At 70.6% G+C, this 22,583-nt stretch carries 17 protein-coding genes, 1 tRNA gene and 1 pseudogene; 10 read left to right on the forward strand and 9 right to left on the reverse strand.

Going from position 1 to position 22,583, the window contains the following annotated elements; translation table 11 throughout:
• The 3 genes from AB0M46_RS36705 to AB0M46_RS36715 form a co-directional block, all read right to left on the reverse strand.
• Positions 1-586, reverse strand: a 586-nt coding sequence (locus AB0M46_RS36705; RefSeq protein ID WP_363343867.1) for a hypothetical protein, incomplete at its 3' end; no start/stop codon positions are given.
• Positions 587-654: 68 nt separating this feature from the next.
• On the reverse strand, positions 655-1,545 hold the full coding sequence (locus AB0M46_RS36710; protein ID WP_363343869.1) for a hypothetical protein: 891 nt from the start codon (positions 1,543-1,545) through the stop codon (positions 655-657).
• Positions 1,546-1,551: 6 nt separating this feature from the next.
• Positions 1,552-2,856 carry an EAL domain-containing protein gene (locus AB0M46_RS36715; protein ID WP_363343871.1) on the reverse strand — a complete coding sequence of 435 codons (1,305 nt, stop codon included), beginning with the start codon at positions 2,854-2,856 and terminating at the stop codon, positions 1,552-1,554.
• Between the two features lie 38 nt (positions 2,857-2,894).
• On the opposite strand from AB0M46_RS36715, the gene AB0M46_RS36720 reads away from it, so the two are divergent.
• The gene (locus AB0M46_RS36720; RefSeq protein WP_363343873.1) at positions 2,895-3,710 is read left to right on the forward strand and encodes a fused MFS/spermidine synthase; all 816 of its coding nucleotides are present in this window, start codon (positions 2,895-2,897) and stop codon (positions 3,708-3,710) included.
• Positions 3,711-3,778: 68 nt separating this feature from the next.
• Here the strand turns inward: AB0M46_RS36720 and AB0M46_RS36725 are convergent.
• Positions 3,779-3,855 (reverse strand) — tRNA-Leu (locus AB0M46_RS36725).
• Between the two features lie 86 nt (positions 3,856-3,941).
• On the opposite strand from AB0M46_RS36725, the gene AB0M46_RS36730 reads away from it, so the two are divergent.
• From AB0M46_RS36730 to AB0M46_RS36750, 5 genes are all read left to right on the forward strand, one after another.
• A complete protein-coding gene (locus tag AB0M46_RS36730; protein ID WP_363343875.1) occupies positions 3,942-4,553 on the forward strand; it encodes a response regulator in 612 nt (203 codons plus the stop codon).
• A gap of 172 nt (positions 4,554-4,725) precedes the next feature.
• Positions 4,726-6,027 (forward strand): branched-chain amino acid ABC transporter permease, encoded by a 1,302-nt coding sequence (locus AB0M46_RS36735; protein WP_363343876.1) that lies wholly within the window; start codon positions 4,726-4,728, stop codon positions 6,025-6,027.
• Between the two features lie 10 nt (positions 6,028-6,037).
• Positions 6,038-7,036, forward strand: coding sequence for a branched-chain amino acid ABC transporter permease (locus AB0M46_RS36740; protein ID WP_363343878.1), 999 nt, complete (start codon positions 6,038-6,040; stop codon positions 7,034-7,036).
• On the forward strand, positions 7,026-8,039 hold the full coding sequence (locus AB0M46_RS36745) for an ABC transporter ATP-binding protein (RefSeq protein WP_363343880.1): 1,014 nt from the start codon (positions 7,026-7,028) through the stop codon (positions 8,037-8,039). The genes AB0M46_RS36740 and AB0M46_RS36745 overlap by 11 nt, the downstream gene beginning before the upstream one ends.
• Positions 8,036-8,848 (forward strand): ABC transporter ATP-binding protein, encoded by an 813-nt coding sequence (locus AB0M46_RS36750; protein WP_363343882.1) that lies wholly within the window; start codon positions 8,036-8,038, stop codon positions 8,846-8,848. The genes AB0M46_RS36745 and AB0M46_RS36750 overlap by 4 nt, the downstream gene beginning before the upstream one ends.
• Positions 8,849-9,350: 502 nt before the next feature.
• On the opposite strand, the gene AB0M46_RS36755 is transcribed toward AB0M46_RS36750, so the two are convergent.
• Positions 9,351-10,610 (reverse strand): ABC transporter substrate-binding protein, encoded by a 1,260-nt coding sequence (locus tag AB0M46_RS36755; RefSeq protein ID WP_363343884.1) that lies wholly within the window; start codon positions 10,608-10,610, stop codon positions 9,351-9,353.
• Between the two features lie 275 nt (positions 10,611-10,885).
• Between AB0M46_RS36755 and polA the strand changes: the two genes are divergently transcribed.
• Positions 10,886-13,576: a DNA polymerase I gene (gene polA, locus AB0M46_RS36760; RefSeq protein ID WP_363343886.1), complete on the forward strand. Its 2,691-nt coding sequence runs from the start codon at positions 10,886-10,888 to the stop codon at positions 13,574-13,576.
• An 807-nt stretch (positions 13,577-14,383) separates the two neighbouring features.
• Here the strand turns inward: polA and AB0M46_RS36765 are convergent.
• The gene (locus AB0M46_RS36765) at positions 14,384-15,193 is read right to left on the reverse strand and encodes a class I SAM-dependent methyltransferase (RefSeq protein ID WP_363343888.1); all 810 of its coding nucleotides are present in this window, start codon (positions 15,191-15,193) and stop codon (positions 14,384-14,386) included.
• A gap of 263 nt (positions 15,194-15,456) precedes the next feature.
• Here AB0M46_RS36765 and rpsA point away from each other — a divergent pair, with 263 nt between their 5' ends.
• Complete coding sequence (gene rpsA, locus AB0M46_RS36770; RefSeq protein WP_363343890.1) at positions 15,457-16,953, forward strand: 30S ribosomal protein S1; 1,497 nt, start codon at positions 15,457-15,459, stop codon at positions 16,951-16,953.
• 809 nt (positions 16,954-17,762) lie between these two features.
• On the opposite strand, the gene uvrB is transcribed toward rpsA, so the two are convergent.
• The gene (gene uvrB, locus AB0M46_RS36775) at positions 17,763-19,922 is read right to left on the reverse strand and encodes an excinuclease ABC subunit UvrB (protein WP_363343892.1); all 2,160 of its coding nucleotides are present in this window, start codon (positions 19,920-19,922) and stop codon (positions 17,763-17,765) included.
• Positions 19,923-20,295: 373 nt separating this feature from the next.
• Positions 20,296-20,865: pseudogene (gene coaE / locus AB0M46_RS36780) on the reverse strand (dephospho-CoA kinase); the annotation flags it as partial.
• Positions 20,866-21,109: 244 nt separating this feature from the next.
• On the opposite strand from coaE, the gene AB0M46_RS36785 reads away from it, so the two are divergent.
• Entirely contained in the window at positions 21,110-21,232 is a 123-nt protein-coding gene (locus AB0M46_RS36785) for a hypothetical protein (protein WP_363343894.1), read from the forward strand.
• 192 nt (positions 21,233-21,424) lie between these two features.
• Positions 21,425-22,201 (forward strand): hypothetical protein, encoded by a 777-nt coding sequence (locus AB0M46_RS36790; RefSeq protein WP_363343896.1) that lies wholly within the window; start codon positions 21,425-21,427, stop codon positions 22,199-22,201.
• Here AB0M46_RS36790 and AB0M46_RS36795 read toward each other — a convergent pair.
• Positions 22,198-22,491: an antibiotic biosynthesis monooxygenase family protein gene (locus AB0M46_RS36795; protein ID WP_363343898.1), complete on the reverse strand. Its 294-nt coding sequence runs from the start codon at positions 22,489-22,491 to the stop codon at positions 22,198-22,200. The two genes, AB0M46_RS36790 and AB0M46_RS36795, sit on opposite strands and share 4 nt — an antisense overlap.
• Positions 22,492-22,583: the final 92 nt, after the last annotated feature.

Raw genomic sequence — 22,583 nt, forward strand, 5'->3', positions numbered from 1 at the left:
GCCACCGCCGGCGGTCGGCCACGGGCACCAGCAGGGTCTGCCACGGCCAGGGCTCGCGCGGCAGGCGGGGGAGCGGCCAGACCAGCAGCAGCGGCAGCACCGGCAGCGCGTAGGCGGCGTAGCCGAACAGGAACGTGGCCGTGGCGCGGGCGGGGGCGTGCACCGGCAACTGCGGCACCCACAGCAGCACCCCGAGCACGGCGGCGACGGCGGCGGTCACGGCGATGCGGACCCACGACGGGCGGCGGGGCTTCGGCCGCTCGGGCCGGCGCGCCTCCCCGGTGAACTCGCCCGTGAACTCGCCGGTGTACTCCCCGGAGCGCTCCGGATCGCGCCGGCGGCCCCGGCGGTGCACCCCGGTCTCGGCCGCGGCCGCGCCCTGCCAGTCGGTGAGCGCGGCCCGCACCTGGTCGGCGGCGGCCAGGGCCAGCAGCAGCGCCACCAGCAGGGTCAGCAGGAGCCGCCAGGCGGGCGGCAGCGGCGCGAAGCCGAGCAGGGTGGACAGCGCCAGCATCGCCCCGGTGGCGAGGACCAGCAGGGCGACCGCGGGGAGAGCGGCGCGGGCTCGCCGACCGGCCTCGGACATGGCTGGGAGCATGGCATTCGCGCTCGCGCGCGTGCAACCGGCCTAAACCTGGCTTAAACCTTGGCGGACTACATCTGCGTGTGCTGGGCCGCGCAGGTGTCGACGACGGGCTTGAAGGCGGCGATCTCGGCGTCGGTGATCTTGAGTTCGGTGTAGAGCAGCGGGCCGCCGTCGAGGCTCACCCAGGCCGGGAACACGAAGGGCTTCTTGATCTCGCCGAGCGAGTGCGGCGTGCAGCGCTCGCCGTCGACGACGATCGGGATGGCGAGCTCGTCCTGTCCGGGGGGCAGCACGCCGTACGGCTTCGGGGTGGCCTCGCGCCGCGGGGTCGGCACGACCTCGAGCAGGATGCTGCCGGTGAACTCCTGCAGGGTCACGGTGCCCTTGAAGCCGGTCCGCCGGACGAGCACGGTCCCGCTGACCCAGCCGCTGGGCAGGTGCGTCCACGGGCCGAAGGTGAAGGTCGCCTGGCGGTCGAGGTACGTCTGCTGGCAGTCGATGGCGAGGAACTGGTCGAGCATCGCGTTGGGGGTCTCCAGCGGCAGCCGCAGGTCCCGCGCCGGGCCGCCGTCGGTGTGCACGCGCAGGGCCACGAACGAGGGCGCGGCGTGCGGCCTGAGCTCGTCGCCGGTGCAGATGCCGGTGCCGTAGGACATCGGGACGTCGACCTGCAGCCCGCCCGGCGGCAGCCAGGCGTCGGCCTGCACCGGCTCGATCCCCTTGAAGGACGGGGCCTGCAGCTCGACCCGGTCGACGACGAGCTTCTCCGGCCCGTCGTTGCGCAGGGAGACCTGCACCCAGTGGCGCACCTCGTCGACCCGGCCCTGGCTCAGCTCGACCCGCACCTTGAAGGCCGGGGTGGCGGCGGGTGCGGGCCCGGCGGGCGTGCCGTGGCCGGCCAGCGCGGCGCCGCCCAGCGAGACGAGCACGAGCAACGCGACCGGCAGCAGGCGCCTCATGCCCGCCTATGTTGGCACGATCCAGTGCAGCAGCGCACGGGCCGCATCCAAAACGAGATCCCGGTCGTACGTCAGCGCGTACGTGAACCGGCGCCGCTCCTGCGGCCCCGTGTCGGCCAGGTCCCGCGCCACCAGGGCGCCCGCGAAGTGCGGGCCGACCACGATCACGTTCCACTCGCCGCGCAGCGGGTCGTTGCCGGCGAACGCGGTCCCTCGCACGCCCGGCGCCGGGGTGCCCGGCAGCTCGGTGCCGAGCACCGCCACCAGCGCCGCGGTCTCGGCGATCGCCGCGTAGCGCCGGGCGGTGGCCGGCGTGAAGTGCGCGCCCTCCTGGAACGAGGCGAGCAGCATCGGCGGCTCGGCCGGGTCCCGGGCCTTAGTCTCCAGGTAGTGGCTCAGCGGCAGCAGCATCCGCTTGGTCGCCTCGGCGGTCGGCCGGCGGGCCGCCACGATCTCGTACGGCGTGCGGCCCCCGGCCGGCGCGGGCGGCGCGACGAGGGGCACGCTGAGCGAGCAGCGCCGCCCGGCCACGTCCGGCGGCAGCGGGCCGGGCGGGCCGAAGAGCCAGCCCTGCCCGAGGGTGGCCCCGAGGCCGAGCGCCCCGGCCAGGTGCTCCTCGGTCTCGATGCCCTCGGCCAGCACCGCCGCCCCGGTCCGCTCGGCGTAGGCGACCACCGCGTTGACGACCCGGGCCGCGTAGGCCCCGCCCGGCCGCTGGGTGAGGTGCCGGTCCAGCTTGACCACGTCGGGGTGGACGAAGGGCAGGACCGACAGCGAGGCGGGCTCGGCGCCGATGTCGTCGAGGGCCACGCCCCAGCCCGATCCGCGGCAGGCCTCCGCCGCGGTGAGCAGGGCCGCCGGGTCGTCGCCGATGGCCCGCTCGGCCAGCTCGGTCACCACCCGCAGGCGCAGCTGGGCGTCGAGGATGGTCGGGGCCAGGTCGGGCGGGCAGGGTGCGCTCAGCGCGGCGGGCTCGGCGTTGACGAAGAGGGTCAGCCCGACCGGCAGCCCGGCGTCGATCGCCGCCCGGTACGCCCCGGCCCGGCACACCCAGTCGAGCTCGGCCAGCCGGCCCGCCCCGGCCGCCGCCTCGAACAGCCGCAGCGGCTCCTCCCAGGGCGTCCCGGCCGGGCCGCGGGTGAGGGCCTCGTAGCCGACGACCTCGTGCCGCCGGTGGTTCCACGAGTCGAGCCGCACGATGGGCTGGAACACGGTGGTGATCGCCCGGGCGTCGATGACGTCGTCGACCGTGCGGATGATCGTGGTGGCGCGCCCCTCCATGCCCGTCGTTTCGGCCCCGACGCCCTGCATCTGAGGGTTTCGCCGGTTCGCGGTACGGTTGTCCCCCGATGGGAAGCTGGCGGGAGATCATCGACGGGATCGCCGAGGACGCTGACTTCGGCGCGGCCCGGCTGCTGCGCGACCCCCGCCGCAAGGGCGGCTGGACCCTCCTGGTGGAGGAGGTGCAGCAGTCGTACGTCGACGTGCACGACCCCACGCACCTGTACTTCGAGTACACCCGCCGCATCGGCTCGGTCGTCGACACGATGGCCCCGGCCGGCGCCCCGCTGCGGGTGCTCCACCTGGGCGGCGGCGCCTTCACCATGCCCCGCTACGTGGCCGCCACCCGCCCCGGCTCGGCGCAGCTGGTGGTGGAGCGCGACCGGCGCCTGGCCGCGTTCGTGCAGCGGGTCCTGCCGCTGCCGGCGGAGGCGGAGATCGCCCTGACGATCGGCGACGCCCGCCAGACGGTGGCCGGCCTGGACTCCGGCGCCTACGACCTGGTCATCGGCGACGTCTACGACGCCGCCCAGATGCCCGAGAGCGTCTCCGACGTCACGTTCGCCGCGGAGGTGGCCCGCGTGCTGGCCCCCCGCGGGGTGTACGCCGTCAACGTGGCCGACCTGGCCCCGCTGGCCTTCTCCCGCGGCCAGGCGGCGACCCTGCGCACCGCCTTCGCCGACGTGTGCCTGATCGTGCGGCCGGAGCTGCTGCGCGGCCGCCGCTTCGGCAACGTGGTCTTCGCCGCCGCCGCCGAGGCCGACCGCCTGCCGATCGGACGGCTCGCCGCCATCGCGGGGCGGGACCGTCAACCGGCGCAGGTGGTCAGCGGCGCCGGGCTGGACCTGCTGACCGACGGCGCGGAACCGGTCAGGCTTGAATGAATACCCGCCTGAACGACCGTCGCGAGCGTGTTCGGCGTCACGGTAAACTGGGTGATCTGTCCGAGTTGTGGTGCCCCGGGTGGGATTCGAACCCACACTGTCGGAGGTTTGAGCTCCGTTCCTCTGCCGATTGGGATACCGGGACCAGTACGCCGCACCAGGGTACCCACTACTCTGATCGCGACGGTAATCGCCGTCGAAGGTTTTGTCGGATCGATTCGGGAGAGGCCAGTGGCTGAGGCACAGAGCCGTCGAGTGCTCATCGCTGAAGACGAGGCGCTCATCCGTCTCGACCTGCGGGAGATGCTCGTCGAGGAGGGGTACGACGTTGTCGGCGAGGCCGGCGACGGCGAGACTGCCGTGCGACTGGCCGAGGAGCTCAAGCCCGACCTGGTGATCCTGGATATCAAGATGCCGATCATGGACGGGCTGGCGGCGGCCGAGAAGATCGCCGGCGGGCGGATCGCGCCCGTGGTCATCCTGACCGCGTTCAGCCAGCGCGACCTGGTCGAGCGGGCGCGGGCCGCGGGGGCGATGGCCTATCTGGTCAAGCCGTTCCAGAAGAGCGACCTGGTGCCGGCGGTCGAGATCGCGGTGTCGCGTTACGCGGAGCTGTCGGTGCTCGAGTCCGAGGTGGCCACGCTGACCGAGCGGCTGGAGACCCGCAAGGTGGTCGAGCGGGCCAAAGGCCAGCTCATGGCGACCTATGGCATGAACGAGCCGCAGGCATTCAAGTGGATCCAGCGCACGGCGATGGACCACCGCATGACGATGCGTGAAGTCGCCGACCGGATCATCACCGAAACGGCCGGCGGAAACAGCACCGTAACCGCGGAGTCCTGACCTTTTACCTGCGCATGGCGCGCTTTGCGACGGCTTGCGCAGCATCGAATAACGGCTTGATAACGGCCCGCAATTGGCTTGCGGCGCGGGCTATGATCCGCCAATCCCGAGGGGCGGGATGCTGTCCGCCCCCTTGCGGGTTCAGCCGACAACCGTTATTCGAGGAGCACCATTGCGTAGAGCCGTGATCATGCTCACGGCCTTCCTGGCCTGCGTAATGCTCTCCTTCGGCATCGGCGCCACGAGCGCTTGGGCCGACGGGGAGTCACTGCAGGGAATGCTGAAGAACGGCGACGCCCCCGTCGCCGGGGTCAAGATCAAAGCGTTCACACAGGACGGCGCGCCCGTTGGCGAAGCGACCAGCGACGCCCAGGGCAAGTGGAGTATCCCGGTCCCCTCGGCCGGGACGTACCGGGTGGACCTCGACACGTCGACGCTCCCCTCGGGCGTCACGCTGAGCAACGGCCGGGCCAGCCTGACCCCGCCGGTGGCCGACGGGCAGGCCCGCAACGTGCTGTTCCCGCTCAGCGCCGGCGCCGCGAGCGGGACACCGGGCCAGAACAACCAGCCGGGGACGCCGGCGAAGCCGTCGAGCTTCGACCGGTACGCCGACCTGCTCTACTCCGGCCTGCACTTCTCGCTCATCATCGCGCTGGCCGCGCTCGGCATCTCGCTGGTCTTCGGCACCACGGGCCTGACCAACTTCGCCCACGGCGAGCTGGTCACCTTCGGCGCCCTCATGGCCTTCCTGTTCAACGTGACGATCGGGCTGCCGCTGTGGCTGTCCGGCCTCATCGCGGTCGCGATCGGCGCCGGGGCCGGCTACGTGCAGGACTTCGCCTTCTGGGGCTGGCTGCGCAGGCGCCGCACCAACCTGGTCACCACGATGATCATCTCGATCGGCCTGTCGCTCGCCGTGCGCTACCTCTTCCTGTACTTCTTCGGCGGCGAGGCGCGCGCCTACTCGGACTTCAACGCGCAGGCCGGCCACCAGTACGGGCCGTTCCTCATCGCCCCGAAGAACCTCATCTGCGACGCCATCGCGATCGTGGTGCTCGTCGCCGTCTCCTGGGCGCTGCTGGGCACCCGGCTGGGCAAGGCCACCCGCGCCGTCGCCGACAACCCGGCGCTCGCCGCGGCCTCCGGCATCAACGTCGACCGCATCATCCGGCTGGTCTGGACGATCGGCGGCGGCCTGGCCGCGCTGGCCGGCGTGATCCTCGGCGTCTACCAGAACGTCGGCTTCGGCATGGGCTTCCAGATCCTGCTGCTGGTCTTCGCGGCGGTCACGCTCGGCGGCTTCGGCACCGCGTGGGGCGCGCTGCTGGGCAGCCTGGTGATCGGCATGTTCATCCAGTTCTCGACCCTGTGGATTCCTACCGAGTTGAAGACCGTCGGCGCGCTGGGGGCGCTGATCGTGATCCTGCTCTTCCGGCCACAGGGCATCCTGGGCCGCCGGACGCGGATCGGCTGAGGAGGACGCGATGAACTGGCACAGCATCTTCAGCGTGACGCTGGAAGCGATCATCGGGTCCACCACTATTGCTTACGCGCTCGCGGCCATCGGCCTCAACGTCCACTTTGGCTACACTGGCCTGCTCAACTTCGGGCAGTCGGCGTTTCTGGGCGTCGGGGCGTACGGCATCGCCATCACGGTCTCGACGTTCAACCTGCCGTTCTTCCTCGGCGTCGCCATCGGCCTGGCCGCGGCCGTCGTCCTGGCGCTGCTGCTGGGCATCCCGACATTGCGGCTGCGGGCGGACTATCTGGCCATCGTCACCATCGCGGCGGCCGAGATCATCCGGCTCATCTACCGCTCCACGGACCTGCGCAAGTGGACCGGCGCGTCGGACGGCCTGCAGGGCTTCTCGACCGACTTCTACAACGCCAACCCGTTCAAGGGCAGCGGCGGCATCGACATCGGCGGCCTGATCACCTTCAGCGACCGTGAGACGTGGGTGCTCGTCGTCGGCTGGGGCCTGATCGTGCTGAGCTGCCTGGTCGTGTGGCTGCTCATGAAGAGCCCGTGGGGCCGCGTGCTCAAGGCCATCCGCGAGGACGAGGACGCGGTGCGCAGCCTCGGCAAGAACGTGTTCTCGTACAAGATGCAGTCGCTGGTCCTCGGCGGCATCATCGGCTCCCTCGGCGGCTTCGTCTTCGCCCTCGACCGGGCGGCGGTGCAGCCGGACACCTTCGGCACGGAGTTCACGTTCTTCGCGTACACCATCGTCATCCTCGGCGGCGCGGCCCGGGTCTTCGGCCCGGTCATCGGCGCGGCCATCTTCTGGGTGCTGCTGGTCTTCGTCGACTCGGTCATCTCCGAGGCGATCAACCACCAGGACGTTCCCTCCTGGCTGATCACCACCACCCAGGCGGGCTCGGTCCGCTACGTCCTCGTCGGCATCGGCCTGATCCTGATGCTGATCTACCGGCCGCAGGGCATCTTCGGCGACAAGAGGGAGGTCATGCTCGATGTCCGCTGAGTCCCTGTCCGCTGCGTCCACGGCCACCGGCACGGCCCGCGAGCGGGCGGTCGCCGCGCTTGCGGAGCTGCCCGGGGAGCCGGGCGTGCCCAAGCCCGACCCGATCCTCGTGGCCGACAACGTGGTGCGCCGCTTCGGCGGCCTCACCGCCGTCGACGTCAAGCACGTCGAGATCCAGCGCGGCTCGATCACCGCGCTCATCGGCCCCAACGGCGCCGGCAAGACGACGTTCTTCAACCTGCTGACCGGCTTCGACGTGCCGGACGAGGGCTCCTGGACGTTCAACGGCACGTCGCTGTCCGGCGTGCCGGCGCACAAGGTGGCCCGCGCCGGGATGGTGCGCACCTTCCAGCTGACCAAGGCGCTGTCGAAGCTCAAGGTGATCGACAACATGCGCCTCGGCGCGACCGGGCAGAAGGGCGAGAGCTTCTGGCGCGCCCTCGTGCCAGGCCTGTGGAAGCAGCAGGAGGACGAGATCACCGCCCGCGCGGAGGATCTGCTCACCCGGTTCAAGCTCATCGCCAAGAAGGACGACTTCGCCGGCAGCCTCTCCGGCGGCCAGCGCAAGCTGCTGGAGATGGCCCGGGCCCTCATGGTCCAGCCGGAGATGGTCATGCTCGACGAGCCGATGGCCGGGGTCAACCCGGCGCTGACGCAGTCGCTGCTCGGCCACGTCAAGCAGCTGCGCGAGGATGGCATGACGGTGCTCTTCGTCGAGCACGACATGGACATGGTCCACGACATCAGCGACTGGATCATCGTCATGGGGCAGGGCGGCGTGATCGCCGAGGGCACCCCGGACAAGGTCATGGCCGACCCGCGGGTCATCGACGCCTACCTGGGCGCGCACCACGACGGCGCGGTCAAGACCGTGGGCGGCGAGGAGATCGACGCCGGCGACCTGGCCGAGGGCGGCGAGGTGGCCCTGATCCCGGCCGTGGACGAGCTCGAGAGCGAAGCGGCGGCCTCCTCCGAGGGCGCCGACGGGAAGGAACGACCGTGACCGACCCCGAAGAGCTCACCGAGGACGCGGCGGGCGCGCCCGTCAGCAACGAGATCGTCGACCGCACCGAGCATCTCGCCAAAGCCGAGGGTGCGGTACTGCGGGCAGACGACGTCGTCGCCGGGTACCTGCCGGGCGTCAACATCCTCAACGGCGCCGACCTCTACGTGCACGACGGCGAGCTGGTCGGCATCATCGGGCCCAACGGCGCCGGCAAGTCGACGCTGCTCAAGGCCATGTTCGGGCTGGTCAACGTCCGGTCGGGGACGGTGACGCTGCGGGGGGAGAACATCACCAACCTCAAGGCGCACGCGCTCGTCGAGCGGGGCATCGGCTTCGTGCCGCAGACGAACAACGTCTTCGCCGCGCTGACGATCGAGGAGAACCTCCAGATGGGGACCTTCCTCAAGCCGAAGCGGTTCAAGGAGCGCTTCGACTTCGTCACGCAGCTGTTCCCGACCCTCGCCGAGCGGCGCAAGCAGCGGGCCGGGCTCATGTCCGGCGGCGAGCGGCAGATGGTGGCCATGGCCCGGGCGCTCATGATGGAGCCCACCGTGCTGCTGCTGGACGAGCCGTCGGCCGGCCTGTCCCCGGCGCTGCAGGACGAGGTGTTCTTCCGCACGAAGCAGATCAACTCGACCGGGGTGACGGTCGTGATGGTGGAGCAGAACGCCCGCCGGTGCCTGCAGATCTGCGACCGGGGGTACGTGCTCGACCAGGGCCGCAACGCCTACACGTCCTCGGGCGAGGGACTCATCAACGACCCGCGGGTGATCGAGTTGTACCTCGGGACGCTCGCCCGGGCCTGAACCAACGTTTTTGCCGGGCCGAATCCCGCGTCGCTCCCTCTGGCGGCGCGGGATTTCTTTGCCCGCGGCGGGGGTCTTCTGCGCCTGATTTCACGGCGTTTTTACAAATGCCATCTTGCGGTTCGTTGCATTAACGCCGATCTTGGTTTGCCACCGCGTTCCTAATGCGGAGCAATTGTTGCTGTCGGTCATCACCGGTGTGTTCGCGGCCGCAGGCTCGCGGGCCCTTGGCACCGCGGACCTGGCAGGTCGGGGCCGCCCTTAAGGCAGGCCCCGGCCGCTTCGCCCAGTCTGGCTCGATTTGGCTTCGCTCCGATCGATCCAGACCAGGCGCTGACGGGAGCAACGGTCTGTCGTGACGCGGACCGGAGCCAGGAGGCTTTTCGGTTTTGCGCTTTTGACCCGGTTCCGCGTCGGGCTCGTCGCGACGCTTCCCGCCCTTGCCGGGCGCACGAAAAGGCCCCCGCCGCTTGCGCGACGGGGGCCTCCGGGGCCGTCAGGCTCAGATCTTGCCGGTCTGGTACTTGACGTCCGGGAGCAGCTTGTTGTCGGGGCCGTAGGTGTAGACACCGATGGTGGCCTCGGCCGGGTCGCCGGCGTCGTTGAACGAGATCGGGCCGCTCACGCCGTCGTAGTCGATGTCCTTGCCGGCCTTGATGAGGTCGACGCAGGCCTTGAAGGCGGTGCACTTCTCGCCGCCCTTGGAGACGGTGATGAGGTGCTTGGCGATCTCGGCCGGGTTGTCCGACTTGGCCTCCTCGGCGGCCAGGGCGGCGAGGATGGTGGCGTCGTAGGACTCAGCGGCGTAGTTGAAGTCCTTCAGGTCCTTGTTGATCGCGAGGAGCTTCTGCTTGAAGTCGCCCTTGGCCTCGGCGCCGGGCTGGGTGCCCTTGTAGCCGTTCAGCGTGCCGGCCGGGAAGTCCTTCGAGTAGTCCGCGACGTTGCCGTCGACGAAGTACCACTTCTTGGTCTTGAGACCGGCCTCGACCAGCTTGGGGACGATCTTCTTGGTCTCGTCGAAACCGATGATCGCGATCACGTCCGGGTTGGCCTGCTTGATCTTCGCGACGTCGGCCGAGAAGTCCGCGGCCTTCGGGTCGTAGGTGACCGACTCGATGACCTTGCCGCCGCCGCTCTCGATCTCCGCCTTGGCGTTCTGGGCCAGGCCCACGCCGTAGGAGTCGTTGAGGACCAGCATGCCGGTCGTGGCGTTGCCGTCCTGGACGATCAGGTCACCCAGCACGCGGCCCTGGAGGGTGTCCGGGGGAGCGGTGCGGAAGTAGAGGCCGTGGTCGTTGTAGGTGGTGAACGCCGTGGAGGTGTTCGCCGGGGAGATCTGGACAACGCCGGCGCCCGTGATCTTGTCGATGACGGACAGCGAGACGGACGACGAGGCCGCACCGATGATGACGTCGGTCTTGTCGGTGAGCAGCTTGTTGACCGACTGGGTGGCGATGTCCGTGGAGGTGTCGCCCGAGTCCATGTGCTGGATCGTGACGGGCTTGCCGAGCACGCCGCCGTTGTCGTTGATCTCCTTGATGGCCAGGTCCACGCCGGCGAACTCCGGCGGGCCGAGGAAGGCCAGGGAGCCAGTCTGCGGCAGGATCGTGCCGATCTTGAGCACGCCGTCACCGGCCGCCGCGGCGCCGCCGGAGGTGGCGGTCGTGGACGGGCTGTCGGACTTGTCACCGCACGCGCCGAGCACCAGGCACGCGGTGCTCAGCACAGCGACCGAGCGCCATCCGAGATTGGGGCGGATCATCACCTGTCTCCTTTTTAGCAGCGCGCGGTAGGCGTGGTTGCGCCTAGTTGCCAAGACGCTGATGAAGGCACAACTTAATGACACTCACCGGACGGCACTAGTCCTTCGGGGCAACACGCCCTAGGAAGTTGCGCAGTCGTAATCTTCTTGTTCGCAACCGCAACGCGATTCGCATTGTCCGAGGTTTCTTCCTCATGGTGATCCGGACAAAAGGGGCGAAGTTCGCGGCGGGCCGCGGCGGAAACTGTCGTACCTCCGGACTAGGCTCGCTAAGCGTGACGGGTTCGACTGACTCCAGGCTGTTGCTGCTCGACGGGCACTCGCTCGCCTACCGGGCGTTCTTCGCCCTGCCTACGGAGAATTTCTCCACGCAGACGGGCCAGGTGACCAACGCCGTCTTCGGCTTCACCTCGATGCTGATCAACATGCTGCGCGACGAGCAGCCCACGCACATCGCGGTGGCGTTCGACGTGTCGCGGCAGACGTTCCGCCTGGAGAAATACGCGGAGTACAAGGCCAACCGCGCCGCCAGCCGGCCCGAGTTCTCGGGGCAGGTCGACCTGATCAAGGAGGTGCTCAACGCCCTGCGCATCCCGTTCGTGGAGAAGCCGGGCTACGAGGCCGACGACGTGATCGCCACGCTCGCCCGCCACGCCCGCGAGCAGGGCATGCCGACCTCGATCGTCACCGGCGACCGCGACTCGTTCCAGCTGGTCAGCGACGAGGTGACGGTGCTGTATCTCAAGCGCGGGGTCAGCGAGATGGAGCGCATGACGCCGGCGAAGGTGGAGGAGAAGTACGGCATCCCGCCGTCGCAGTATCGGGACAAGGCCGCGCTCGTCGGCGAGGACAGCGACAACCTGTCCGGCGTGCCCGGGGTCGGCGACAAGACGGCCGCCAAGTGGATCGTGCAGTTCGGCGGCCTCGACGGGATCATCGCCCGGGTCGACGAGATCAAGGGCAAGGCCGGCGAGAACGTGCGGGCCCACCTCTCCGAGGTCATGCGCAACTACGACCTCAACCACCTGGTCGACGAGCTCGAGCTGCCGGTCGCCCCCGACGACCTGCGCTGGCGCGGCTGGGACCGCGAGGCCGTGCACCGGGTGTTCGACTCCCTCGAGTTCCGGGTGCTGCGGGACCGGCTGTACCAGTACCTCGACGCGGTCGAGCCCGAGGCCGAGTCCGGCTTCGATCTGGCCGGCGAGGTGCTGCGCGGCGACGTCGGGGCCTGGCTGGGCGAGCACGCCCCGGCCGGCACCCGGGTCGGCGTCGCCGTGGCCGGCAAGTTCGGGCGCGGCACCGGGGAGCTGACCGGCCTCGCGGTCGCCGTGGCCGACGGGCCGGCCGCCTGGTTCGACCCGGCCGAGCTCGACGCGGCCGACGACGCCGCGGTGGGCGCCTGGCTGGCCGCGCCGGACCGGCCGAAGGTGCTGCACGACCTCAAGCCGGCCCGCCTGGCGTTCCTGGCCCGCGGCTGGGACATCGACGGGGTGGCCAGCGACACCGCCCTGGAGGCCTATCTCGCCCGCCCCGACCAGCGCTCCTACGACCTCAACGACCTCGCCCTGCGCTACCTCAAGCGCGAGCTGAGGGTCGACGCGCCGGACACCGGCCAGCTGACCCTCGAGGGCCTCGGCGGCAACACCGGCGAGGCCGAGGAGAATCTCATGCTGCGGGCCCGGGCCACGCTCGACCTCGCCGAGGCGATCGACGAGGAGCTGCACCGCGACGGCGACTCGTCCGCCCGCCTGCTGGCCGACGTGGAGCTGCCGCTGGTCAACGTCCTGGCCGAGATGGAGCGGGTCGGCATCGCCGCCGACACCGACTACCTCGGGGAGCTCGAGGGGCAGTTCGCCGCGGGCGTGAAGGCGGCGGCGCAGGGCGCCTACGAGGTGATCGGGCGGGAGTTCAACCTCGGCTCGCCCAAGCAGCTGCAGGAGATCCTGTTCAACGAGCTCGGGCTGCCGAAGACGAAGAAGATCAAGACGGGGTATACGACCGACGCCGACGCGCTGCAGTCGCTGTACGCGCAGACGGAGCACCCGCTGCTGGAGCACCTGCTGCGGCATCGGGACGTGGCCAAGCTCAAGACGACCGTCGACGGGCTGCTCAAGTCGATCAGCGACGACGGGCGCATCCACACGACGTACTTCCAGACGGTCGCGGCCACCGGCCGGCTCTCCAGCACCGACCCCAACCTGCAGAACATCCCGATCCGCACCGAGGAGGGGCGGCGCATCCGGCGCGCGTTCGTCGTCGGCGAGGGCTACGAGACCCTGCTGACGGCCGACTACAGCCAGATCGAGATGCGCATCATGGCCCACCTGTCCAAGGACGACGCCCTCATCGACGCGTTCAACTCGGGCTTCGACTTCCACGCCGCGACCGCTTCCTCGGTCTTCGCGGTCCCCGTCAACGAGGTCGTCCCCGACCAGCGCCGCAAGATCAAGGCGATGAACTACGGCCTCGCCTACGGCCTGTCCTCCTACGGCCTCGGCACCCAGCTCGGCATCACCCCGGCCGAGGCCACGGTCCTCATGGAGGAGTACTTCGCCACCTTCGGCGGCGTCCGCGACTACCTGCGCCAGATCGTCGCCCAGGCCCGCCGCGACGGCTACACGGAGACGGTCCTGGGCCGCCGCCGCTACCTCCCCGACCTCAACAGCGACAACCGCCAGCGCCGCGAGATGGCCGAGCGCATGGCCCTCAACGCCCCGATCCAGGGCTCCGCCGCCGACATCATCAAGGTCGCGATGCTCCGCGTCGACCAGGCCCTGCGCACCGCCGGCCTGCGCTCCCGCATGCTCCTGCAGGTCCACGACGAACTCGTCTTCGAGGTCGCCGCGGGCGAACGCGAGACCGTCGAGTCCCTGGTCCGCACGGAAATGGGCGCCGCCTACCCCCTGGACGTCCCCCTGGGCGTCTCGGTCGGCATCGGCCGCGACTGGAACGCCGCCGACCACTGACCCGCCCGGCCCCCGGCTCGCCGCGACGCCCACCTCGGCCGTCGCGGCGAGCCGGCTGCCGCAGCGTTCCTCCTTGCCGCTGCGGCAGCCGCCTCCGCAGCGCCTCTCCCTTGTCGTCACGCGAGCCCGCCTCGGCAGCGCCTTTCCCTTGCTGCTGTGGCGGGCCCGCCTTCGTAGCGCTCCTCTGTCGCCGCTGTGGCGAGCCCGCCTCCGCGGTGACACTGTCTTGCCGCTGCGGGAGCCCGCCTTTGCGGTGCCCGCCCTACCCTGCCGCAGCGGCGAGCCCGCCCGCGGGCGCCGAATCCCGGCCGGGGCGGTGAGCTCATTTCAGCGGCGCCCGTCTCCGCGCTGGCTTCTCCAGCGGGTGCGCCTCCGTGGCGGCCCGCCTTCCGACGGCCCGGGGCGGGTTCCCGGCGGTGGAGTCGCTGGACGTCCCCTTGGGTGCTTTCGTGGGTGATTCTGCGGTTTCGACCAGGTCGGGAGTTTGTCCCCGCGCAGGGGGTCGCCGCTTCCCGCGGCCTCCGCTGGGCGTTGGCTCGTTACGTGGCGGGCGCTGCTTCGGGCTCGGGCTGCCCCGGCCTGCCCGATGCTGTTTCGAGTCGATCGGAGTTGTTTCGATAAGTCGGGCGCTCCGCGCCACGACTTATCGGATTTTTCGCCTGTCGGGCTGAAAATGCTAAATGTCCGAAACGCGAGAATTCGCGGATCACCTGTTGGTGCGCCGGGGTAGTGAAGGGTCCCGCGCTGCGGGGTTTCGGCAACGCGGGTGATATTTCCGGTGGCGTTGTGGCGGCCGGAATTTCCGTTTCAGGCGGGTTTGGTAGCGATGAAGATCGCGGTGCCAGGGAAGATCCGGCCGCGCAGGGGGCTCCACTGGCCCCAGGTCGCCTCGTGGCCGTTGGGCCATTCCGGCTCGATCAGGTCGCTGAGGACGAAGCCAGTGCCGACCAGTTCGCGGATGCGGTCGCCCAGGGTGCGGTGCTGCTCGACGTAGGTCGGGACGTGGCGCTCGTCCTCCTCGACGTACGCGCGGCGGTCGAAGTACGAGTGGACGGCGACCAGGCCGCCCTCGCCCGGGTCGTCCAGGAAGACCCAGCGCATCGGGTGGGTGATCGAGAACGCCCAGCGGCCGCCGGGGCGCAGGACGCGGTGGACCTCGCGCATGACCCGGGCCGAGTCGGCCACGAACGGGATCGCGCCGAAGGCCGTGCAGACGATGTCGAATACGCCCTCGGCGAACGGCAGGGCGCTCGCGTCGGCCTGCAGGAGCGGCACCTCGACACCCGAACGGGTGTTGCCGGTGCGCGCGTGGCGGAGCATGCCGGCGGAGAGATCGGCCGCGACGACGCTCGCACCCTCCTTGTGCAGCCACCGTGAGCAGGACGCGGCGCCGCAGCCGATCTCCAGGATGCGGCGGCCGGTCACCTCGCCGAGCAGGCGCGCATCGGCCTCACGCAGGCCTTCCGGGCACCACACGAAGTCCACCTCGCCGAGGAAGGAACCGTGTTCGGCCTGGTACGCGTCCGCGTCGGCATCCCACCAGCCCCGGCTCGCGCGGCGGCTCTCGGAAGGGCTCACGGCGCGTCGTGTGACGCCTGCGTCAGGTGACGATTCCATGGGGAGCAACGTTAGGCCCTGACGAAGTCGGCAGATCGGGTCTGGGGGAGGGTTGGACCATGTGGTATTGCGCAGGGTAGGCTGATCGGTGCACTCGTGGGTTTGTGCGCCTCGGCATGGAGCAGGCTCACGGTCGCCGAACACATCCTGAGCGCTTCCAATGCACTGATCCTGCAATGTGACAGGCGGGTTGTGCCCGACGACGGGTCCGCGGGAGCGCGCAGGTTCACCAGGCAAATCCACCGACCGGAGCAACAGCCCACATGACGAGCAGCATCGAGGCCACCTCGAGCGCCAGCAGCAACAAGGTCACTATCGACGACCTCGGTTCCGAGGAAGCGTTCCTCGCCGCGATCGACGAGACCATCAAGTACTTCAATGACGGCGACATCGTCGAAGGAACCGTCGTCAAGGTCGATCGGGACGAGGTCCTGCTCGACATCGGCTACAAGACCGAGGGTGTCATCCCCTCGCGCGAGCTGTCGATCAAGCATGATGTCGACCCTGCTGAGGTCGTGTCGGTCGGTGACCACATCGAGGCCCTGGTCCTGCAGAAGGAGGACAAGGAAGGCCGCCTGATCCTCTCGAAGAAGCGTGCGCAGTACGAGCGCGCGTGGGGCACCATCGAGAAGATCAAGGAGGACGACGGCGTCGTCCGCGGCTCGGTCATCGAGGTCGTCAAGGGCGGTCTCATCCTCGACATCGGCCTGCGCGGCTTCCTGCCCGCGTCGCTCGTCGAGATGCGCCGGGTGCGCGACCTGCAGCCGTATGTGGGCCGCGAGCTCGAGGCGAAGATCATCGAGCTGGACAAGAACCGCAACAACGTGGTCCTGTCCCGCCGCGCCTACCTCGAGCAGACCCAGTCCGAGGTCCGGACCGAGTTCCTGCACAAGCTGCAGAAGGGCCAGGTCCGCAAGGGCGTCGTGTCCTCGATCGTCAACTTCGGTGCGTTCGTCGACCTCGGTGGTGTCGACGGCCTGGTCCACGTCTCCGAGCTGTCCTGGAAGCACATCGACCACCCGTCCGAGGTGGTTGAGGTCGGCCAGGAGGTGGAGGTCGAGGTCCTCGACGTCGATCTGGACCGTGAGCGCGTCTCCCTGTCGCTGAAGGCGACCCAGGAGGACCCGTGGCGTCAGTTCGCCCGCACCCACGCGATCCAGCAGATCGTGCCGGGTAAGGTCACCAAGCTCGTCCCGTTCGGCGCCTTCGTCCGCGTCGACGACGGCATCGAGGGCCTGGTCCACATCTCCGAGCTGGCCGAGCGCCACGTGGAGATCCCGGAGCAGGTCGTCCAGGTCGGCTCGGACGTCATGGTCAAGGTCATCGACATCGACCTGGAGCGCCGCCGCATCTCGCTGTCGCTCAAGCAGGCCAACGAGGGCTTCGTCGAGGGCGAGGAGCACTTCGACCCGACCCTCTACGGCATGTCGGCCACCTACGACGAGCAGGGCAACTACATCTACCCGGAGGGCTTCGACCCGGAGACCGCCGAGTGGATGCCCGGCTTCGAGAAGCAGCGCGAGGCGTGGGAGCAGCAGTACGCTGAGGCCCGCCAGCGCTGGGAGGCCCACACCAAGCAGGTCCAGACGGCCCGCCAGGCCGACGCCACGGCGGAGCCCGCCGCGGCCGCCCCGGCCACCGGCTCGGTCACGTCGTCGACCCCGACGGCCGCCCGCGCCCCGGAGGAGCCGTCCGGCACCCTGGCCACCGACGAGGCCCTCGCCGCTCTGCGCGAGAAGCTCGCCGGCGGCAAGAGCTGAACTGACCGGCCAGCCGGTTAGCCAGTCCTGAGAGAGGCCCCGGTCCCGCAAGGGACCGGGGCCTCTCCGTCTCCGCCGGCCATCACCCGCCACCACCGTCGAAACCGGCCGCCGCCTGTCGCCGCCGCTGCTCGGCCACCGGCCTCATGGCGGGTGATCGGCTCTGACGAACCCGCCGGATCCGGCCGGCACCTGTCGCCGCCGCTGTTCGGCGACCAGCCTCATGGTGGGTGATCGGCTCTGACAGACCCGTCGGCACCCGGCCGGCCGCGAGGTGAGGCGGGCCAGCCACCCGCCCTGGGCGCCGGACTGGCCGAGCAGAACCCACCGCCGCGACGCCCCCAAGGAGCTGAGCCGGCCGCTCGCTGCGGGCGGCCGGGTAGCGGACCGCAGCGTCGCGGCCCCAGCGGGCCGCAGGGAGCATCTTCAGGCCAGTCGAGCGGCCGGACTCCGGCTGTGATCTCCGCCCGTGGCGACGACGACTATCACTGGGCCGACGGTCGCCCGGGCCGTCCGGCGGCTCACGGCCGGTGCCTGCGCGGCGGTGGCGCTCCGACGAGTACCGAGTCGTCGACGCCCCCTCGGAGCAGGCCGTCCGCACGCGCTTCGAGCAGGATCCCTGAATGGGCTCCCACCTGACCGTCGCCGGCATCGAGCCCTGGACCGAGATGCTCAAGTAGCGCGCCGCCCCGGACGTCCGAGGGGGCACGCGACCCGGCCCCCCGTGACGACCTGGCCGCCCAGGCGCATCGGCGCGGCGAGCGCCTCCGCGAGCCGGCCGGCGGTCCCGCACGCTCCGATGAGCGCCGCTACTTCACGCCGGCGACGTCCATCGCCCGCAGCTCCTTCTTCAGCTCCGCCACCTCGTCGCGCAGCCGTGCCGCCAGCTCGAACTGCAGCTCCCGGGCCGCGCCCAGCATCTGCTCGTTGAGGTCCTGGATCAGCGTCGCCAGCTCCGCCCGGGCCATCCCGGCCCGCGCCGGCGCCGACCCGGCCGCGGTCGTCTGCCCCTTCGTCCCGCCGCCCTTCTGCCGCGCCCGCGTGTTCTCCGGCGACTTGCCCCGGCTCATCTGCCGCCCGCCGCCGATGACCACCGCGCCGCCCGGCCCGTGGCCGCTCACCGCGCCCGCCGTGTCCTCGGCCTCGCGGTAGATGTCGTCGAGGATGTCGCCGAGCTTCTTGCGCAGCGGCTGCGGGTCGATCCCGTTGGCCTTGTTGTAGGCCACCTGCTTCTCGCGGCGGCGGTTGGTCTCGTCGATCGCCAGGGCCATCGACGGGGTCATCTTGTCGGCATACATGTGGACCTGGCCGGACACGTTGCGGGCCGCGCGGCCGATCGTCTGGATGAGGCTGGTCCCCGAGCGCAGGAAGCCCTCCTTGTCCGCGTCGAGGATCGCCACCAGGCTCACCTCGGGCAGGTCGAGGCCCTCGCGCAGCAGGTTGATGCCGACGAGCACGTCGAACTCGCCGCGGCGCAGCTCCCGCAGCAGCTCCACCCGGCGCAGCGTGTCGACCTCGGAGTGCAGGTAGCGCACCCGGATGCCGTGCTCGAGCAGGTAGTCGGTGAGGTCCTCGGCCATCTTCTTGGTCAGCGTCGTGACCAGGACCCGCTCGTCGCGCTCGGTGCGCAGCTTGATCTCGTGCATGAGGTCGTCGATCTGGCCCTTGGTCGGCTTGAGCACCACCTCGGGGTCGATCAGGCCGGTCGGGCGGATCACCTGCTCCACGAACTCGCCCTGCGTCTTGCCCAGCTCCCACGGGCCGGGGGTGGCCGACAGGTACACCGTCTGCCCCACCCGCTCCTCGAACTCGTCGAAGCGCAGCGGCCGGTTGTCCTGGGCGCTCGGCAGCCGGAACCCGTGCTCGACGAGCGTGCGCTTGCGGGAGGCGTCGCCCTCATACATGCCGCCGATCTGCGGCACGGTGGCGTGCGACTCGTCGATGACGGTCAGGAAGTCGTCCGGGAAGTAGTCGAGCAGGCAGTGCGGCGGGCTGCCGGCCTCGCGCCCGTCGATGTGGCGCGAGTAGTTCTCGATGCCGTTGCAGAACCCGACCTGGCGCATCATCTCGACGTCGTAGGTGGTCCGCATCCGCAGCCGCTGCGCCTCCAGCAGCTTGCCCTCGCGGTCGAGCTCGGCCAGGCGCTCCTCGAGCTCGACCTCGATCGCGGCGATCGCCCGCTCCATGCGCTCCGGACCGGCCGCGTAGTGCGTGGCGGGGAAGATCAGCAGCGAGTCCGTCTGGCGGATCTCGTCGCCGGTCAGCGGGTGCAGATACGACAGGCGCTCGATCTCGTCGCCGAAGAACTCGATGCGGATCGCGAGCTCCTCGTAGGCCGGGATGATCTCCAGCGTGTCGCCGCGCACCCGGAACGTGCCGCGGTTGAACGCGAGGTCGTTGCGCGTGTATTGGATGTCGACCAGGCGCCGCAGCAGCTTGTCCCGGTCGATCTCCTCGCCGACGCTGGCCTTGGCCGCCCGGTCGAGATACTCCTCGGGCGTGCCCAGGCCGTAGATCGCGGACACGGTCGCGACCACGATCACGTCGCGCCGGGTCAGCAGGCTCATCGTCGCCGAGTGCCGCAGCCGCTCGACCTCCTCGTTGACCGACGAGTCCTTCTCGATGTAGGTGTCGGTCTGCGGGATGTAGGCCTCGGGCTGGTAGTAGTCGTAGTAGCTGACGAAGTATTCGACCGCGTTGTGCGGCATCAGGTCGCGGAACTCCTTGGCCAGCTGCGCGGCCAGGGTCTTGTTGTGGGCGAGCACGAGCGTCGGGCGCTGCAGCCGCTCCACCAGCCAGGCCGTGGTCGCGCTCTTGCCGGTGCCGGTCGCGCCGAGCAGCACCGTGTGCCGGTCGCCGGCCCGCACCCGCTTGGCGAGCGCGTCGATCGCCGCGGGCTGGTCGCCGGAGGGCTTGTACTCGCTGACCACCTCGAAACGGCGGTCCAAGCGTGGGATGTCGAGCGCCATGCCACAACCGTACGCGGGGGGTATGACAACTTTCGGGCGCTCGCCCTGGGTACTCGATCGTATTCAGCTTGACGATTGTGTGGGAAACATCACCGGGCTACGGTTATTGCCGTAGGCCGCTCGCGGCGGCCGCCCGGAGAGCCGGCCCGCCCATCACGCGGGTCCTCCCGGGCCCCGGTTGCAGCCCCGGCCCGTCACGGCCGGCGAGCGCACCGCGGAGGGTTCGCGCGCATCGCGCGACCGGCCGCCGCGAGCGCCCCTGCGCACCGGGCACAAACCCCAGAAAACCCTCCAGTCGTACGTCTCGGGCCCGGCCGCCGGCACATGACGTACAACTGCGGCAATAACGGCATCAGTCGGACCTGATGCGCTCCCAGGCCGCGGCGACCGCGCGATCCAGTTCCTCGGGCGTCCCGTCGTTGTCGATCGCGATGTCCGCCACGGCCCGGCGCTCCTCGTCCGTGGCCTGCTTGGCGATGCGGGCCAGCGCCTCCTCGCGCGTCATCCCGCGCCGCCCGGCCAGGCGGGCCAGCCGGGTCTCGATCGACGCGAAGACGACGATGACCAGCTCGTAGAGGCCGGCCATGCCCTTCTCCACGATGAGCGGCACGTCGTTGACCACCACTGCGTCCTCGGGCGCGGCCGCCACCAGCTGCGCCGTCCGCGCGCGCACCAGCGGATGGGTGATCGCCTCCAGGCGCCGTCGCGCGTCGTCGTCGGCGAAGACGATCCGGGCCAGGGCCGCCCGATCCAGCGACCCGTCCGCCGCGAGCACCGAGGGCCCGAACTCCTCGGCCACCCGGGCCAGCCCCTCCGTCCCGGGCTTGACCACCTCGCGGGCCAGCCGGTCGGCGTCCACGATCACCGCGCCGAGCGCGGCGAGGCGGGAGGCCACCGCGCTCTTTCCCGCCCCGATTCCGCCGGTCAGCCCCACCATCTTCATGGCCACCATCACACCGGAAGGTGAATCGGGCGCGGCGTCCGGGGTCCGCCCGGCGTGGTCGGCACGGATTGGGTGGTTTGTCAAGATACCTTCCGACTCAGGCGAAAATTCGGGGGCGATCATGACAGTGGGGCGACACAGCCTGGGCCGGCCGGGCCTGGCACGCCGCGATTGGGCTGGATGCATCGCGGAGGGTAGCGACCCGGCGACGACCCGCCGCCGGCGCGCACGGCACAGCGCCCGGATGCGCCCGAACCCGGACACGCGGGCCCTGTTCGTGGGCGTCGCGGTGCTGGGCATGCTGGCCGTGAGCGGCTGGTACACGGCGGCGGGGGCGAGCGCGGTCGCCCAAATGCTGGCCCGCTGACGGGCCGTTCCGCCGTGGCGCGAGTCGTGGGTGGTCAGCGATACTCTGCCGGGCAACTGCACATCTGCCAGGACCAGAAGGACACGCTGCATGGAGCCGGGACACCCCCCACGGCACGATTCGCCGACGGAGCACAGTCACGACCAGGTGAACGGGTCGCCACCCCCGCCGCCCAGGAGCCGTCGCGGCTGGATGTCCGACTCGCCGCTGGACGGCGGTTCCGGCTGGCCCACGTCCGCCTACGCGGTCGTGCCGCGCCAGCCCGGGCCGACGCAGGACGCCCCGGCGACCCCGCCCGCCGCCCCGGCGGAGCCACCCCCGGAGCGGCCGGAGGCGGTGCCGCAGGGCAACCGGGGCTGGCGCGTGGCGGCGCTCCTCATCGGGCTGATCGTGCTGGTCATCGCGACCGTCGGTGGGGTGCTGGCGACGCGTGACAAGTCGAGCACGGACGGCGCTGACTCGTCCGCGGTGACCACGCCGGCGATCGAGCCGACGACGGCGATGCCGGCGGCCGCCGGCGATCCGAGCGGCCGGGCCGGCGGCGCCGCGGCGAGCGCCGACCCGAGCTCGAGCGGGTCACCGGGCACCGGGATCCTGCGCTCGGGCACGGCCCAGCTGGCGATCGTGGCCGGGCAGCCCGACGACGCCTACGACTTCGACACCGGTCAGAAGCAGGTCGCCGGCGCCGACGCCACCGCGAGCGCCCTGGGCCTGTCCGCGGCCAACGGGGCCAAGTTCGCCGCGCTGCCCGGCGGCGACACGCCCTCGCTGGCCGCCTGCACGGCCGTGCCGGAAACCGGCTGGACCGGCCAGATCGCCCTGACGGCGCTGGTGCCGGGCTCGAAGGTGTGCGTGCGCACGAGCGAGGGCCGCTACGCCTGGTTCATGACCCGAGCCGGCGAAGCGGTCCCCGGCGCCCTGTACTCGGCGAACCTCGACTACGTCGTCTACCGGAAGACGGGCGATTAGGCCTCGACGTCGGTGAAGTGCTCGACGCGGGGCGCGCCGTCGAAGAACGGCCCGATGAGCGCGCGCCACTGCGTGAACCGGTCGGTGGCGCGGAAGTTGTCCAGGTGCGCGTCGACCGAGTCCCACTCGACGAGCAGCACGAATCGCGACGGGCTCTCGATACCCTGGGTCATGCGCACCGAGCGCAGGCCCGGGGTGGTGGCGAGAATGTCGTGGGCCTTGCGGTACGCGGCGGCGAACTCGTCCTCGCGGCCTTCGAGCACGTCGATAAGTGCGACTTCCAGAACCATCCAGCAAGGGTAGACCGTGCTCGAGTGGCTGGTCTGTGCGGCTCGAGGACCCCGCGACGGGCTTGCCGCGCGCGGGGTGGCGTGGGTCGAGC

It is taken from the genome of Dactylosporangium sp. NPDC051485 (assembly GCF_040682015.1).
In the GTDB taxonomy this organism is placed as follows: Bacteria; Actinomycetota; Actinomycetes; order Mycobacteriales; family Micromonosporaceae; genus Dactylosporangium.

Coding starts and splice junctions, on each gene's coding strand:
- AB0M46_RS36710 (WP_363343869.1), bottom strand. CDS start 1,545: ATGAGGCGCCTGCTGCCGGTCGCGTTGCTCGTGCTCGTCTCGCTGGGC.
- AB0M46_RS36715 (WP_363343871.1), bottom strand. CDS start 2,856: ATGCAGGGCGTCGGGGCCGAAACGACGGGCATGGAGGGGCGCGCCACC.
- AB0M46_RS36720 (WP_363343873.1), top strand. CDS start 2,895: ATGGGAAGCTGGCGGGAGATCATCGACGGGATCGCCGAGGACGCTGAC.
- AB0M46_RS36740 (WP_363343878.1), top strand. CDS start 6,038: ATGAACTGGCACAGCATCTTCAGCGTGACGCTGGAAGCGATCATCGGG.
- AB0M46_RS36745 (WP_363343880.1), top strand. CDS start 7,026: ATGTCCGCTGAGTCCCTGTCCGCTGCGTCCACGGCCACCGGCACGGCC.
- AB0M46_RS36755 (WP_363343884.1), bottom strand. CDS start 10,610: ATGATCCGCCCCAATCTCGGATGGCGCTCGGTCGCTGTGCTGAGCACC.
- AB0M46_RS36765 (WP_363343888.1), bottom strand. CDS start 15,193: ATGGAATCGTCACCTGACGCAGGCGTCACACGACGCGCCGTGAGCCCT.
- rpsA (WP_363343890.1), top strand. CDS start 15,457: ATGACGAGCAGCATCGAGGCCACCTCGAGCGCCAGCAGCAACAAGGTC.
- uvrB (WP_363343892.1), bottom strand. CDS start 19,922: ATGGCGCTCGACATCCCACGCTTGGACCGCCGTTTCGAGGTGGTCAGC.
- AB0M46_RS36785 (WP_363343894.1), top strand. CDS start 21,110: ATGCGCCCGAACCCGGACACGCGGGCCCTGTTCGTGGGCGTCGCGGTG.
- AB0M46_RS36790 (WP_363343896.1), top strand. CDS start 21,425: ATGTCCGACTCGCCGCTGGACGGCGGTTCCGGCTGGCCCACGTCCGCC.
- AB0M46_RS36795 (WP_363343898.1), bottom strand. CDS start 22,491: ATGGTTCTGGAAGTCGCACTTATCGACGTGCTCGAAGGCCGCGAGGAC.